13 protein-coding genes are annotated in these 13327 nt (G+C 67.8%); 6 read left to right on the forward strand and 7 right to left on the reverse strand.

All coding sequences use genetic code 11. The features are described 5' to 3' along the window. Positions 1-313 precede the first annotated feature (313 nt). On the forward strand, positions 314-1489 hold the full coding sequence (locus FHU38_RS26440; RefSeq protein WP_167177559.1) for a globin domain-containing protein: 1176 nt from the start codon (positions 314-316) through the stop codon (positions 1487-1489). A gap of 31 nt (positions 1490-1520) precedes the next feature. After that, positions 1521-2225, forward strand: coding sequence for a dienelactone hydrolase family protein (locus FHU38_RS26445; protein WP_167177561.1), 705 nt, complete (start codon positions 1521-1523; stop codon positions 2223-2225). 99 nt (positions 2226-2324) lie between these two features. Here the strand turns inward: FHU38_RS26445 and FHU38_RS26450 are convergent, their stop codons facing one another. The 5 genes from FHU38_RS26450 to FHU38_RS26470 all read right to left on the reverse strand — a co-directional run bounded on the left by FHU38_RS26450 (position 2325) and on the right by FHU38_RS26470 (position 7346). Then, positions 2325-2765 (reverse strand): heat shock protein transcriptional repressor HspR, encoded by a 441-nt coding sequence (locus FHU38_RS26450; protein ID WP_167177563.1) that lies wholly within the window; start codon positions 2763-2765, stop codon positions 2325-2327. After that, positions 2765-3946, reverse strand: coding sequence for a molecular chaperone DnaJ (dnaJ, locus tag FHU38_RS26455; protein ID WP_167177565.1), 1182 nt, complete (start codon positions 3944-3946; stop codon positions 2765-2767). The genes FHU38_RS26450 and dnaJ overlap by 1 nt, the downstream gene beginning before the upstream one ends. Before the next feature lie 27 nt (positions 3947-3973). Then, positions 3974-4684, reverse strand: coding sequence for a nucleotide exchange factor GrpE (gene grpE, locus FHU38_RS26460; RefSeq protein WP_167177567.1), 711 nt, complete (start codon positions 4682-4684; stop codon positions 3974-3976). Then, positions 4681-6543, reverse strand: a complete 1863-nt coding sequence (gene dnaK, locus FHU38_RS26465) for a molecular chaperone DnaK (RefSeq protein ID WP_167177569.1) — start codon at positions 6541-6543, stop codon at positions 4681-4683. The genes grpE and dnaK overlap by 4 nt, the downstream gene beginning before the upstream one ends. 191 nt (positions 6544-6734) lie before the next feature. Continuing rightward, positions 6735-7346, reverse strand: a complete 612-nt coding sequence (locus FHU38_RS26470) for a DUF4097 family beta strand repeat-containing protein (protein WP_167177572.1) — start codon at positions 7344-7346, stop codon at positions 6735-6737. Between the two features lie 185 nt (positions 7347-7531). Between FHU38_RS26470 and FHU38_RS26475 the strand changes: the two genes are divergently transcribed. After that, entirely contained in the window at positions 7532-8071 is a 540-nt protein-coding gene (locus tag FHU38_RS26475; RefSeq protein ID WP_167177574.1) for a YbhB/YbcL family Raf kinase inhibitor-like protein, read from the forward strand. A 200-nt stretch (positions 8072-8271) separates the two neighbouring features. Next, on the forward strand, positions 8272-9075 hold the full coding sequence (locus FHU38_RS26480; protein WP_167177576.1) for an IclR family transcriptional regulator: 804 nt from the start codon (positions 8272-8274) through the stop codon (positions 9073-9075). A 9-nt stretch (positions 9076-9084) separates the two neighbouring features. Here the strand turns inward: FHU38_RS26480 and FHU38_RS26485 are convergent, their stop codons facing one another. Both FHU38_RS26485 and FHU38_RS26490 read right to left on the reverse strand, forming a co-directional pair. After that, a complete protein-coding gene (locus FHU38_RS26485) occupies positions 9085-9645 on the reverse strand; it encodes a TetR/AcrR family transcriptional regulator (RefSeq protein WP_167177578.1) in 561 nt (186 codons plus the stop codon). Beyond that, complete coding sequence (locus FHU38_RS26490) at positions 9642-9968, reverse strand: DMT family transporter (RefSeq protein ID WP_167177580.1); 327 nt, start codon at positions 9966-9968, stop codon at positions 9642-9644. Before FHU38_RS26490 ends, FHU38_RS26485 begins: the two co-directional genes overlap by 4 nt. Before the next feature lie 153 nt (positions 9969-10121). Here FHU38_RS26490 and FHU38_RS26495 point away from each other — a divergent pair, with 153 nt between their 5' ends. Beyond that, entirely contained in the window at positions 10122-12419 is a 2298-nt protein-coding gene (locus FHU38_RS26495) for a (Fe-S)-binding protein (RefSeq protein ID WP_167177582.1), read from the forward strand. A 152-nt stretch (positions 12420-12571) separates the two neighbouring features. Further along, a complete protein-coding gene (locus FHU38_RS26500; RefSeq protein WP_167177584.1) occupies positions 12572-13285 on the forward strand; it encodes a DUF742 domain-containing protein in 714 nt (237 codons plus the stop codon). Positions 13286-13327: the final 42 nt, after the last annotated feature.

The raw sequence follows: 13327 nt of genomic DNA on the forward strand, positions 1-13327 counted from the left end.
GGTGGGTGAGCAAACCAGCACCAGGTCCACGTCTCGACAGGCGGGCACGCTGCGCGGCCAACACCCCTGCACCCGTATGGAGCAACAGCGAGCCCGCAACCGTCGTACCGGCTACCGTGCGAGCGGAGTGCGACCTAGTGTTGTCCACAACGCTTGGGCGGGAAGGCGGGATTGCCCATGAGCCCCTGGCTGACGAGGCGATTCGTCGACCTGCACAAGCGACCACTTCTGCAAGCATCACCTGATCGTGAATAATCGCGAGCACAGCTGCGCTACGGAGAGTGCACGAATGCGGGGACGGTAGGGCAGGCGGATGACAGAGGACGTGATCAGTCCCATCCCTCGGGTGGCACCGCCGCGCGAGCCACCCCCTGCCGTCCACACCATGATTACCCTCATCAGGCAGACCTGGCAGCTGGCTCAGCCCTACCTGCCTGAGATCTCCCATTCCTTCTACAACATGCTTTTCGCCCTCGCGCCCACTGCCAGGGACGTCTTCCCGATCGGCATGCAGGCAGCGGAGGGCAAACACGTACGCGCGCTCGGGCACCTCATCCTGCTCGTCGACCGACCCGAGGACCTCGCACCCTACCTGCGCCAACTCGGCCGCGATCATCGCAAGTTCGGGACGGTCGACCAGCACTACGAGGCGGTGGGTACGGCACTGCTCGCCGCGCTGAAGCGGCACCTCGGCCCGGCATGGACGCCGGAGGTGGAACGAGCCTGGGCCGAGGCGTACACGATCGTCGCGCGCTCCATGCAGGAGGCGGCCGAGGCCGACCACCACCCGCCGTTCTGGAAGGCCACCGTGGCCGAGCACAGGAGGCTGAACTGGGACGTGGCGCTGATCCGCGTCGAGCCGGAATCACCGATCCCGTATCGGGCCGGCCAGTACGTCAGCGTGGAGGTTCCGCAGCGGCCAAGGCTGTGGCGCTACCTCTCGCCCGCCAACGCTCCACGCCCTGACTGCTCGCTGGAGTTCCACGTCCGCGCCGTCGACGGCGGCTGGGTCTCGCGGTCGCTGGTGGGTCACACGCAGAGCGGGGACGTGTGGCGGGTCGGCGCACCGCTCGGCAGGTTGAGCGTGGATCGGGAGTCCGGCAGGGATGTGCTCATGGTCGCGGGCGGGACCGGCCTCGCACCGCTGCGTGCGATCCTGGACGATCTCGCGCAGTGGGGGCAGAATCCCACGGTCACGCTGTTCTACGGCGGCAGAACCATGGAAGACCTCTACGACCTCGAACAACTGTGGACGTTGGCAGCGACCAACCCATGGCTGCGGGTGTGTCCGGTGGTCGAGGACGCGGCCGAAGAGCCGGGTGTCGAACACGGCACGCTCGCCGACGCCGTGACCCGATGGGGAGCGTGGTACGACCACGACGTGCTCGTGGCAGGCTCACCAGACATGATCCGCGCGACGGTGTCACGGATGCTCGCCGCCGGTACCCCACTCCATGCGATCCGGTACGACCCGTTCGGATTCGACTGAACCCGACCGCTTCCGGCACTACCGTGACCACATGGACACCTCGATCGCCGTGGCCGGCGGGACCATCCGAGGCTATGTTTCGGTGCCGCAGGAGGAGATCTCCGGCAAGCCTCCGTGGCCCGGGGTTGTCGTAGTGCACGACGCGCTGGGCCTGACGCGGGACACCCGCCGCATCACCGCCCGGTTCGCGACGGCCGGATTCGTGGCGCTCGCGCCGGATCTGTACTCGCGAGGCGGGCTGCCACGGTGCGTCCGGTCGGTGTTTCGCCAGCTCGCGGCCGGAGAAGGTCGAGCATTCGACGACCTGGACGCCGCTCGCCGTGTGCTGGCCGATCGAGCAGACTGCTCGGGAAAGGTCGGCGTGGTCGGCTTCTGCCTCGGCGGAGGCTTCGCGCTGGTCGCCGCGAGCAAGGGCTTTCAGGCCTCGGCACCGTATTACGGCGGCATGTCCCGCGACGTGTCCTTCCTCGACGATGCCTGTCCGATCGTCGCCAGCTACGGCAGGAGGGACCCTTCGCTGAAGGGGGAGGCGGCCAGGCTGGAGAGCGAGTTGAACCGCCGGGGAATTCCGCACGATGTGAAGGAGTACCCCGACGCCGGGCACAGCTTCGCCAACGAGCTTCCGTTCGGCCCGTTGAACGTGTTGGCGCGTGTCGCCGGGTTCGGCTACCACCATGAGTCCAGTGAGGACGCCTGGCGGCGGGTGCTCGCGTTCTTCACCGAACACCTGCGCTGAGGACGCCGCACGCAGAACTCGCGGACCGGAACGCAGAACTCGCGGGCTGGAGCGGGGGACTCGCGGGCTGGAGCGGGGGACTCGCGGGTTGGTTTGGCCTCAGCGGCGCCGGGGGCGCCACACCACCAACGCGTTCTGCCGCCGCACGGGTACCAGGTCCTTGCGGTAGGAAGCGTGCACTGCCGCCGCGGCCTGCTCCGCGGCGGCGTAGGCGTGCGCCAGTTCCTCGCTCAGCTCGCTCACCCGCTGCTGCAGCGCCTCCACGTGGTTCTCCAGCTCGATGATGCGCTTGATGCCCGCGAGATTGACACCCTCCTCCTGCGAGAGGCGCTGCACCTCCCGCAGTTGCGCGATGTCGCGCAGCGAGTAGCGTCTGCCACCGCCTGGAGTGCGGCCGGGACACACCAACCCCAGCCGGTCGTAGGAACGTAGCGTCTGCGCGTGCAACCCGGACAACTGCGCGGCAACCGAGATCACGAACACCGGAGTGTCCTCGTCGGCACCGTGCGGCAGACCGCCAGGTAGGCCGGAACCGAACATCACGCTCCCCTGTCTCGCAGCAGTGCGGTGATCTCCGGGCGCGGATCGTGCTTCGCGACCGTCTCGGCGTACTTCTCGAGTGCTTCCTTCGCCTTCCCGTCCACCTTGGACGGGATCACCACCTGCAGGGTGACGAGCAGATCGCCCTGCGTGCCGTCCCGCTTGGCGATGCCCTTACCCCGCACTCGCAGCACCCGTCCGTTGGCGGTGCCTGCAGGCACCTTCAACGACACCTTGGAGTCCAGCGTGGGCACGGTGATCGTATCGCCGAGCACCAGTTCCGTGAACTCGACCGGAACGGTGATGGTGAGGTCGTTGCCGGAACGCCCGAACACCGGATGCGGATTGACGTGCACCCGGACATACAGGTCACCCGCGGGGGCACCGCCCCTGCCCGGCTCACCCTGGCCCGCGAGCCTGATCCGCTGGTTGTCGTCGACTCCAGGCGGGATACGAACCGTCAGCGTCCTCGTCCTCGTGCTGACGCCCTCGCCAAGACACTCGGGGCACGGGTCATCGATGATCGTGCCCCTGCCTCGGCAGTCACGGCACGGTTCGGAGAACGCGAACGCGCCCTGGCTCCTGCTGATCAGCCCGCTTCCCCCGCAGATGGGACAGATACGTGGCTGGGTGCCCGGCCTGGCTCCATTGCCACCGCAGGTGCCGCAGGTCGCTGGACTGGACAACCGCAGCGGCAGCGTGGCACCGCGAACCGCCTCGGCGAAGTCGATGCGAACGTCGGTCTCCACGTCCGCGCCGCGCTGCCCGCGCGCCGCCGTCGTGGCGCCGCCGCCACGCCTGCCGAACAGGTTGCCCAGCATGTCGCCGAGCCCGCCGAAGCCGCCACCGCCACCTGTCTGGCCGAAGATGTCGCCGAGGTCGAACCCACCGGGGCCGCCCGCTCCCGTGCCCCCTGGAAAGCCGAAGCCACCTGGGCCACCGGAGCCGAACAGCCTACGGGCCTCGTCGTACTCCTTGCGCTTCTCCGGGTCGGACAGCACACCGTAGGCCTCTGAGACGGCCTTGAACTTGCGCTCGGCCTCCTCGTTGCCCGGGTTGGCGTCCGGGTGATTCTCCCTGGCGAGCTTTCGATAGGCCTTCTTGATCTCGTCGGCGGAGGCGTCGGAGGAGACGCCCAACTCGCCGTAGAAGTCCTTACCGATCCATTCCCTCGCGCTCATCGGACGTCCCCTCCCTCCCGCGTGTCGTCAGCGTGCGTTCTCATCGGCGTCGACGGGCAACTCGCCACCGACCGGCGGGTCGATCGGCTGCTCGTCCTGCGTCGGCTGGGCCGGGGCGGGCTCGTGGTCGGTCACGCCCACCAGCGCGGCCCGCAGCACCCGGTCGCCGAACCGGTAGCCGCGGCGTAGTACCGCGGTGACGGTCGGCTCCGACACCTCCGGTGACGTGCTGTGCTGCACCGCCTCGTGCACGCTCGGGTCGAAGGCATCACCCTCGTTGCCGAACGACTCAAGGCCTGCCCTCTCAAGCACCCCGACCAGCTTGTCGGCGACCGCCTTGAAGGCACCGGTCAGGTCACCGTGCGCCTCTGCCCGCTCCAGGTCGTCGAGCAACGGGAGCAGGTCGCCCACCACAGCAGCCTTGCCCGCCGAGGTCGCCAGCTCCCGGTCGCGCTCCACCCGCCTGCGGTAGTTGGCGTACTCGGCCTGCACCCGCTGCAGGTCCGTCGTGCGCTCCTCGAGCTGCTTCTCCAGCTCCGAGGCCGGTGCCACCGCCGAATCGGTGGTGGCCTGCCCGGCGGAGGGCCCAGGAGCGCCCGCCGCGGCGGGCACCTCCTGAGCCTCCTCCTGCACCGGCTGGCGAAGTTCACCGGTCTCCGGATCGATCTTCCGGCGATCCCGCACGACCACTGGCTCCTGTATGTCCGCTCGCTCGGTGTCCTCGTTGCGCTCTGTCACTTCTTCTCGTCCTCGTCGACGATCTCGGCGTCAACCACGTCGTCGGCCTTCGCAGAGCCACCGGCTTCGCCGGCCGCACCGGCGCCCTCGGCACCTTCCGCACCCCCTGCCTGGGCGCCCGTGTTGGCGTACAGGGCGGTGGCCAGCTCCTGGGAGGCGGAGTTGAGCTTCTCCATGGCCTCCTTGATCTTGCCGGTGTCAGTGCCCTTGAGCGCCTCGTTGGCCTCGTCGATCGCGGTCTTGACCTTGCCCTTCAGCTCCTCGGGCAGCTTTTCGTCGTTGTCCTTGACGAACTTCTCGGTCTGGTAGACCAGCGTCTCCGCCTGGTTGCGGGTCTCGGCCTCCTCGCGGCGCTTGCGGTCCTCCTCCGCGTGCGCCTCGGCGTCCTTGACCATGCGGTCGATGTCCTCCTGCGGCAGCGCGGAGCCACCGGTGATGGTCATCGACTGTTCCTTGTTGGTGCCGAGGTCCTTCGCGGTCACGTGGACGATGCCGTTGGCGTCGATGTCGAAGGTGACCTCGATCTGTGGCACGCCACGCGGTGCGGGCGGGATACCGGTCAGCTCGAACATGCCGAGCTTCTTGTTGTGCGCGGCGATCTCACGCTCACCCTGGAAGACCTGGATCTGCACCGACGGCTGGTTGTCATCGGCGGTGGAGAAGATCTCGCTGCGCTTGGTCGGGATCGTGGTGTTTCGCTCGATGAGCTTGGTGAACACGCCACCCTTGGTCTCGATACCCAGCGACAGCGGGGTGACGTCCAGCAGCAGGACGTCCTTGACCTCACCCCGCAGCACACCGGCCTGCAACGCCGCGCCCACGGCGACGACCTCGTCGGGGTTCACGCCCTTGTTGGGCTCCTTGCCGCCGGTCAACTCCTTGACCAGGTCACTGACGGCGGGCATCCGGGTGGAACCGCCGACGAGCACCACGTGGTCGATGTCGGCGACCGAGATGTTCGCGTCGCGGATCACGTTGTGGAACGGTGCCTTGGTGCGGTCGAGCAGGTCGGAGGTGATCCGCTGGAACTCGGCCCGGGAAAGGTTCTCGTCGAGGAACAACGGGTTCTTGTCCGCGTCGACGGTGATGTAGGGCAGGTTGATGTTCGCGCTGCTGGAGCTGGACAGCTCGATCTTGGCCTTCTCCGCGGCCTCCTTGATGCGCTGCAGCGCCATCCTGTCCTTGGTCAGGTCGATACCGTGCGAGGCCTTGAACTTGTCGACCAGCCAGTCGACGATGCGCTGGTCCCAGTCGTCACCGCCGAGGTGGTTGTCACCGCTGGTGGCCCTGACCTCCACGACGCCCTCGCCGATCTCCAGCAGTGACACGTCGAACGTGCCGCCACCGAGGTCGAAGACCAGGATCGTCTGCTCCTTCTCGCCCTTGTCGAGCCCGTAGGCGAGCGCGGCCGCGGTGGGCTCGTTGACGATCCGCAGCACGTTCATGCCCGCGATCTGACCGGCCTCCTTCGTGGCCTGCCTCTGGGCGTCCTCGAAGTACGCGGGCACGGTGATCACCGCGTCGGTGATCTCCTCGCCGAGGTAGGCCTCCGCGTCACGCTTGAGCTTCATCAGCACGCGCGCGCTGATCTCCTGCGGCGTGTACTTCTTGTCGTCGATCTCGGTCTGCCAGTCGGTGCCCATGTGCCGCTTGACCGACCTGATGGTGCGGTCCACGTTGGTGACGGCCTGGTTCTTCGCCGGCTGCCCGGTCAGCACCTCGCCGTTCTTGGCGAACGCGACGACCGATGGGGTGGTCCGGGAACCTTCCGAGTTGGCGATGACCGTCGGCTCACCGCCTTCAAGGACAGCGACGACCGAGTTGGTCGTGCCGAGGTCGATGCCGACCGCTCGCGCCATGTGTCTTCCCTCCTGCTTGCCTGTCGCGCTGTCCGAGCAGCGCTGTAGCTTGGATGTCGAGCCAATCTTGAGTGTCTCTCACTCAAGTTTTATCCCGACCCTGACCGGTCGTCAAAACCGGACTTGAGCGGACTCTACTCAATCTTCTTGCCGACTTAACGCGCGGCCTGGCCGTATTGTTCCCACACAGGTCAGCGGCCCCGCACCGTCACATCTCCGCTGTCGGTGCTGAGGTCGAGCACGCGCTCGGAGGCCGGGTCGGTGGCGACGCCGATTTCGCGGTCGCCGCTGTCGGTATCACCCACGATCCGGTAGCTACCGCTGGGAACCGTGACCTCGATGTCGCCACTGTCCGCGTGTGCCGACACCCCAGCCACCCGGTCCAGCCTCAGCCTGATGTCGCCGGAGTCGGCGGTCACTCGAACAGCGCCGACCGAGTCGAGCTCCAGGTCGCCGGAGTCAACTGCGCCGCTCACCGGGGTCCCGCGAGGGACGATCACCTCGTAGTGCACCGAGCACCGCGAGCCGCAGCCGTGCAACTTCAGCGTCGAACCCTCCATGGCGAAGGCAGGATCATCCGTGCCTGCCCCTCGGTACCGGAAGGACTGCCGGATCACGGTGGTGCGAACGTCTCGCCCCAGCACGATCACGTCACCGGAGTCGTTGTCGAACGCGACATCGGTGACCAGGCCAGTCACCTCGTCGGTGCGCTCGGCGCTCGACGGCCACAACCAGCCGAAGCCGATGGCCAACCCCACCCCGATCAAAGCGACGCCCCCGACCGCGAGTCCCCCACGCGACATCCTGAGTCCTCCCCACGCAGTTTGGCTGCACCGGGTCAACGCTATGAGCGGACGGGTAGCTGCGACATCCGGGTGAACCCCCGGATCTGCCCTGAGGCAGGCCCTACCCGGGTGTCACTAGCCTGATCAAGGGCGGGCCGCGCGTCCGCAGGATTTCGCGGGATTTCCCAGTAAGAGGAGGATCGATGAGCCAAGCTCCGAACCCGTACGACTCGCTTCCCCCCGTGCCGTCGTTCACGCTGCGCAGTGATGACGTCGCCGAGGGCGAGACGCTGCCTTCACCGCACCGCAGCGGCATCTTCGGCGCGGGAGGCGAGGACCGTTCGCCGCATTTGGCGTGGCAGGGCTTTCCCGCCGAGACGAAGAGCTTCGCGGTGACCTGCTTCGACCCGGACGCACCCACCGGCAGCGGGTTCTGGCACTGGGCGGTGTTCAACATTCCCGCCTCGGTGACCGAACTGCCCTCCGGCGCGAGCGACGCGCAGGGTTCGGGCCTGCCCGAGTCGGCGCGGACGTTGCGGACGGACGGCGGGGTGCGGCAGTACCTTGGCGCGGCGCCGCCTCCCGGACACGGGCCGCACCGCTACATCTTCGCCGTGCACGCCCTCGACGTGGACTCGCTCGACGTCGGTGAGGACGCCACCCCCGCGTTCCTCGGGTTCAACATGTTCGGCCACACCCTCGCCAGGGCCAGCCTCACCCCGGTCTACGAGAACAAGGGCTGACTCGGGACAGGCAAGGGGCAGGCAAGAACTGACCCGAAGAGGCCGCGCGGCGTTCGCCCGAAGGAGTCAGCGGGCGAACGCTTCCGGCCGCCTCGTGTTCGCGCTGTTACCAATCCACTGCCCCATTCGGCCGTATGCTGGACCACGCACGGACGACGCGGTTCGCCGGGGAACCGCCGGACGGGAGGTCTGCCGGGTCGATGGATGGCAACAGGCAACCGAACGGACTGATCGGTTCGGCCCAGCGCGCGCTTCGGGTGCTGGAGGTGGTGGCCTCCGCCGGCGACGGCATCGCGGCGAAGGCCGTCGCCAGGCGCGCGGGTATCAAGCTGTCGACCACCTACCACTTGTTGAACACCCTCGTCCACGAGGGCTACCTGATCCGGCTGGGCCACGGGCGGGGTTTCGGGCTCGGCTACAAGCTCGGCGCGCTGTATCAGCGGCTGTGCGCCGAACTCGATGTGGGCGAGGAGTTGCGCGAGGAGCTGAACCTGCTGCACAAGCAGGCGGGCGCGGCCGCGTACTACACGGTGCTGCGTGACACCGATGTCGTCGTGGCCGCCGTCGCCGACTCCCCGAGATTCCCGCGTGCGAAACCGATCGACTTCGGTTTCCACGAGGCCGCGCACGCGACCGCGTTCGGGAAGGTGTTGCTGGCCGCACTGCCCGCCAAGCAGCGAAGGGAGTACCTCGCTGGCGCGGGCATGCCGCGGTTGACGGAGCGCACCCGCGTCAAGGAAGCGGAGCTGGCGTCGGAGTTGGAGCAGGTTCGCCGAAGCGGGATGGCGCTGGAGGTCGAGGAGTTCCAGCCCGAACTGGCGTGTGTCTCGGCTCCCGTGCTCGACGCGAGCGAGCGGGTTGCGGGTGCGGTGGCGTTCTCCGTGCCCGCCGCCGAGTTCGAGCGGCGGCGCTGGGACTTGGAGCGCACGGCGCGCGCGGGTGCCGCCCGGTTCTCCCGCCTGCTGGCCGCGAACACCGAGGTAGGTACCCGTTCGCCGACGTGAGCCACCGCCTCAGCGTGGCTTGAGCAGGTAGTCGACGACGGGCCGCAACTCCTCGGCGGTGGGCGGCTCGTCGTCGATGAGGCCCTGCACCAGCAGCCCGTCGATGCCCGCGAGGAAGACTCGAAACGCCACCTCGTCGTCGTGGCGCACCATCGAGGTCAGCACGTCGAGCCAGCGCCGGGCGGCCGGTCGCAGCTCCGGGCGCCTTGCGGCAAGCAGGTACAACTCGTACTCCGCCACCGTGCGGCCCCTGCGCGGGCCCAGCGCCTCGGCGAGCAGGTTGGCGACCTCTTCCGCACCCCTGCTGCCGCGTGAGCGGGCACGGTCGATCATCCAGTACACCTCGGTGGCCATGTCTCTCGCGCACGAGATGAGTGTGGCGATCAGCAGGTCGTCCAGGCCGGCGAAGTGGTAGGTGGTGGACGTCGTGGGCACACCCGCCTCCTTGGCGACGGTGCGGTGGGTGACCCCGGCGACGCCATCTCGCTCGATCACCCGAAGCGTGGCCTCGATGATCTCGGCACGCCGCTTCTCACCACGCACCTTGCGGCCGTCGACCCGTTGTCTCAATGCTCACCACCCAGTTCCAGCAGCACGACGCCGCCGATAACGAGGACAAGCCCAGCGATCATGGTGAGGTTCAGGTGTTCGCCGAGGAAGACCGCGCCGACCAGCGCCACCAGCGCGACCCCGGCAGCCGCCCAGATCGCGTAGACGACGCCGACCGGAAGCCCCGCCTTCAGCACGCGTGCCAGGAAGTAGAACGCGGCGCCGTAGCCGAGTACGACGACAATGGAGGGCACCAGTTTGCTGAAGCCGTCGGAGAGCTTGAGCGAGACCGTTCCGGTCACCTCGGCGGCGATCGCGGCGGCGAGCAACAGATAGGCACCCATACCGGCAGGCTAGTTGAACGATCGTCCCAGTAGTAGCGAGTTTTGCACCACATCGTCGGGACGCGGCGCCCGTCATTCGATTACTCATCAGTAAGAAGCGTTAGGCTCCGCCAGACCCACCGCGAAGTCCCACCCGACCGAAAGGCCCCGAACATGGGTGCACTGCAGATCACGATGGGCGTGATCGGCGTTGCCGTCAGCGTTGTCGCCTGGTTCGTCTTCGTCCAAGGCGTACTACGCCAGGTACGGATCATCCGTCTCGGCCAGCCGGACTCCTCCCGTAACGGGCCGTTCTGGCCGCGACTGCGCACGCTGATCAAGGAGTTCGCCGCACACACGCGGATGAACAAGTTTCGCCATGTCGGGCCGTGGCACTGGCTGGTGATGTGGGGCTTCCTGCTCGGCTCGGCGGCGCTGTTCGAAGCCTACGGGGAGATCTTCGACCCGCACTTCGCGTGGCCGATCATCGGCCATTGGGGCCCGTGGCAGCTGCTGCTGGAACTGCTCGGCCTCGGCACTGTGCTCGGCGGCATCGCGCTGGCGGTGATTCGCCAGCTCAACCACCCGAGGCGGGCCGAAAGGCAGTCGCGGTTCGCGGGGTCGAACTTCGGGCAGGCCTACTTCGTCGAGGCAGTGGTGATCATCGAGGGGCTCGGCATCCTCGGCGTCAAGGCGTTCAAGATCTCCAGCGGTATCGAGGACCCCGCGCTGTGGAGCAGCTTCGTCACCCAGCCACTCGCCGCCCTGCTGCCGACCTCCACCGCGGCGGTCTCGGTGATGGCGCTGGTCAAACTGCTGTCCGGGATGATCTGGCTGTACGTTGTCGGCCGCACGCTCACCATGGGTGTCGCCTGGCACCGGTTCAGCGCGTTCTTCAACATCTACTTCAAGCGCGAGCCCGACGGCACAGTGGCCCTTGGCGCGCTGAAGCCCATGATGAGCGACGGCAAGCCGCTGGACTTCGAGGAGGCCGACCCCGAGAAGGACGTGTTCGGCGCTGGCAAGGTGGAGGACTTCACCTGGAAGGGCTGGCTGGACTTCTCCACGTGCACCGAGTGCGGTCGCTGCCAGTCACAGTGCCCCGCCTGGAACACCGGCAAGCCGCTCTCGCCCAAGCTGGTCATCACGCAGTTGCGCGACCACGCCTACGCCAAGGCGCCCTACCTGCTCGCGGGCGGCAAGAAGGACATGACCGGCGACGAGGTCGGGCTCACCGGCGACAACCCCTACGCCGGGATCGACGTGCTCGCTGTCGCCGAGGCCGAGCGGCCGCTCGTCGGTGAGGCCGACGCGGATGGAGTCATCGACCCCGAGGTGCTGTGGTCGTGCACCACCTGCGGGGCGTGCGTCGAGCAGTGCCCCGTGGACATCGAGCACGTCGACCACATCGTCGACATGCGCCGCTACCAGGTGATGATCGAGTCGAACTTCCCGACCGAACTAAACGGGATGTTCAAGAACCTGGAGAACAAGGGCAACCCCTGGGGGCAGAACGCCAAGGATCGGCTGGCGTGGACCGAGGACCTGGACTTCGAGGTGCCGGTCTTCGAAGGCGAGTTCGGCGACACCGAGTACGTGTTCTGGGTCGGCTGCGCGGGTGCTTTCGAGGACAGGGCGAAGAAGACCACCCGAGCCGTAGCCGAGCTGCTGCACGTCGCAGGCGTCAAGTACGTGGTGCTCGGCCCGGAGGAGACCTGCACGGGCGACCCGGCGAGGCGAGCTGGTAACGAGTTCGTGTTCCAGATGCTGGCCCAGCAGAACGTCGAGGTGCTGAACTCGGTGTTCGAGGACGTGGAACCGACTCGCCGCAAGATAGTCGTGACGTGCGCGCACTGCTTCAACACGCTGGCGAACGAGTACCCCGAACTCGGCGGCGACTACGAGGTGGTGCACCACACGCAACTGCTGAACCGGCTGGTGCGGGAGAAGCGGCTGACGCCTGTCGCGCCTATCGCGGAGGACGTGACCTACCACGACCCGTGCTACCTCGGCAGGCACAACAAGGTCTACGAAGCCCCGAGGGAACTGGTGGGTGCCTCCGGGGCCAGCCTGCGCGAGATGCCCCGGCACGCCGAGCGGTCGATGTGCTGCGGCGCCGGTGGTGCGCGGATGTGGATGGAGGAGCGCATCGGCAAGCGGATCAACGTGGAGCGCGTTGACGAGGCGCTCGGCACCGCGCCCTCGAAGATCGCCACCGGCTGCCCGTTCTGCCGGGTGATGCTCACCGACGGCGTGACCTCACGGCAGAACGACGGCAAGGCAGGCGAGAACGTCGAGGTGGTCGACGTCGCGCAACTGCTGCTATCGGCGGTGAAGCGCGGTGAGCAGGGCGTACCCGTGCCCGCGTCGGCCTCGACCTTCGGCGGCGAGGCGGAGGCCGACGGTCGCGCCGACGTGCCGACCGACCAGGCGCCATCCGGCACAGCCCAGACCGAGGAGGACAAGAGCTGACGACACGGACCCCCGCCAGGTGGGGGTTCCGGGAAGGCTTCTCGTGCTGAACACTCACGCAGCGAGGCGCGGTGGACAGGCGAGGTAGGCTGACCTCCTCGCTGCCACCGTCGCCCGCGAGGTCAAGGCACCAGCATGCGAGGCGGACAATCGTGGGCACCCGCGACGACGATTCCCAGCAGGCCGACGACCGGACCGTCGGCCGCTCTGGTGCGCGCTTCCCCAGCGCCAAGCAGCGGAGGCGGTTCGGCTCCGAGCCCGATCCGCCACTACCGCCTGCGGGCGAGCCGGGGTGGGACAGCACCGCCAAACCCAGCAGCGGCTCCAAGGCCCGCCGGTCAGGGGCTCGTTACCCACCCGCCGAACCGCTGGACGAATCGGAAGCCGACCAGCGAGGCAAACGTGCCGAGGTCGACCCGCAAATCGGGAAACCGCCCCCGACACCACCTCCGCAACACCCCTGGCAGCAACCGCCAAGAGCCGAACGGGTGCTCGCGGCTCCAGCCGATTCCGACGACAGCTCCGAACACCGGTTGCGCGTTCGCCCCTACGTCCTCACGAAGGGACGCACCCGGGCACGCGACGATCTAGGAGTGGAGACGCTGATCTCCACCATCGGCAACGCACCTTGGGACAGCGTGCAACTCAGCTCAGAGTATCTGGCCGTTCGCCGACTGTGCATTCAGCCCCGGTCTGTCGCGGAAGTCGCCGCGATCCTGTCGGTGCCGCTCGGCGTCGCCCGCGTGCTGCTGAGCGACCTCGCGGACGACGGATTCGTCCATGTGCACACCACCAAGTTCACCGCGTCGGGCCGACCCGACCAGATCCTCATGCAGCGAGTGCTCGAGGGCCTGCAGAAGCTTTGAGGCTCACCGGTACCGCGGTGCCCTTCGTGACGGCCGAGGTTG

It is taken from the genome of Saccharomonospora amisosensis, assembly GCF_011761185.1.
In the GTDB taxonomy this organism is placed as follows: Bacteria; Actinomycetota; Actinomycetes; order Mycobacteriales; family Pseudonocardiaceae; genus Saccharomonospora_A; species Saccharomonospora_A amisosensis.

What these genes read in the sequence shown, in the direction of transcription:
- FHU38_RS26440 (WP_167177559.1), top strand. Translation starts at nt 314, where the DNA reads ATGACAGAGGACGTGATCAGTCCCATCCCTCGGGTGGCACCGCCGCGC.
- FHU38_RS26445 (WP_167177561.1), top strand. Translation starts at nt 1,521, where the DNA reads ATGGACACCTCGATCGCCGTGGCCGGCGGGACCATCCGAGGCTATGTT.
- FHU38_RS26450 (WP_167177563.1), bottom strand. Translation starts at nt 2,765, where the DNA reads ATGTTCGGTTCCGGCCTACCTGGCGGTCTGCCGCACGGTGCCGACGAG.
- dnaJ (WP_167177565.1), bottom strand. Translation starts at nt 3,946, where the DNA reads ATGAGCGCGAGGGAATGGATCGGTAAGGACTTCTACGGCGAGTTGGGC.
- dnaK (WP_167177569.1), bottom strand. Translation starts at nt 6,543, where the DNA reads ATGGCGCGAGCGGTCGGCATCGACCTCGGCACGACCAACTCGGTCGTC.
- FHU38_RS26470 (WP_167177572.1), bottom strand. Translation starts at nt 7,346, where the DNA reads ATGTCGCGTGGGGGACTCGCGGTCGGGGGCGTCGCTTTGATCGGGGTG.
- FHU38_RS26475 (WP_167177574.1), top strand. Translation starts at nt 7,532, where the DNA reads ATGAGCCAAGCTCCGAACCCGTACGACTCGCTTCCCCCCGTGCCGTCG.
- FHU38_RS26480 (WP_167177576.1), top strand. Translation starts at nt 8,272, where the DNA reads ATGGATGGCAACAGGCAACCGAACGGACTGATCGGTTCGGCCCAGCGC.
- FHU38_RS26490 (WP_167177580.1), bottom strand. Translation starts at nt 9,968, where the DNA reads ATGGGTGCCTATCTGTTGCTCGCCGCCGCGATCGCCGCCGAGGTGACC.
- FHU38_RS26495 (WP_167177582.1), top strand. Translation starts at nt 10,122, where the DNA reads ATGGGTGCACTGCAGATCACGATGGGCGTGATCGGCGTTGCCGTCAGC.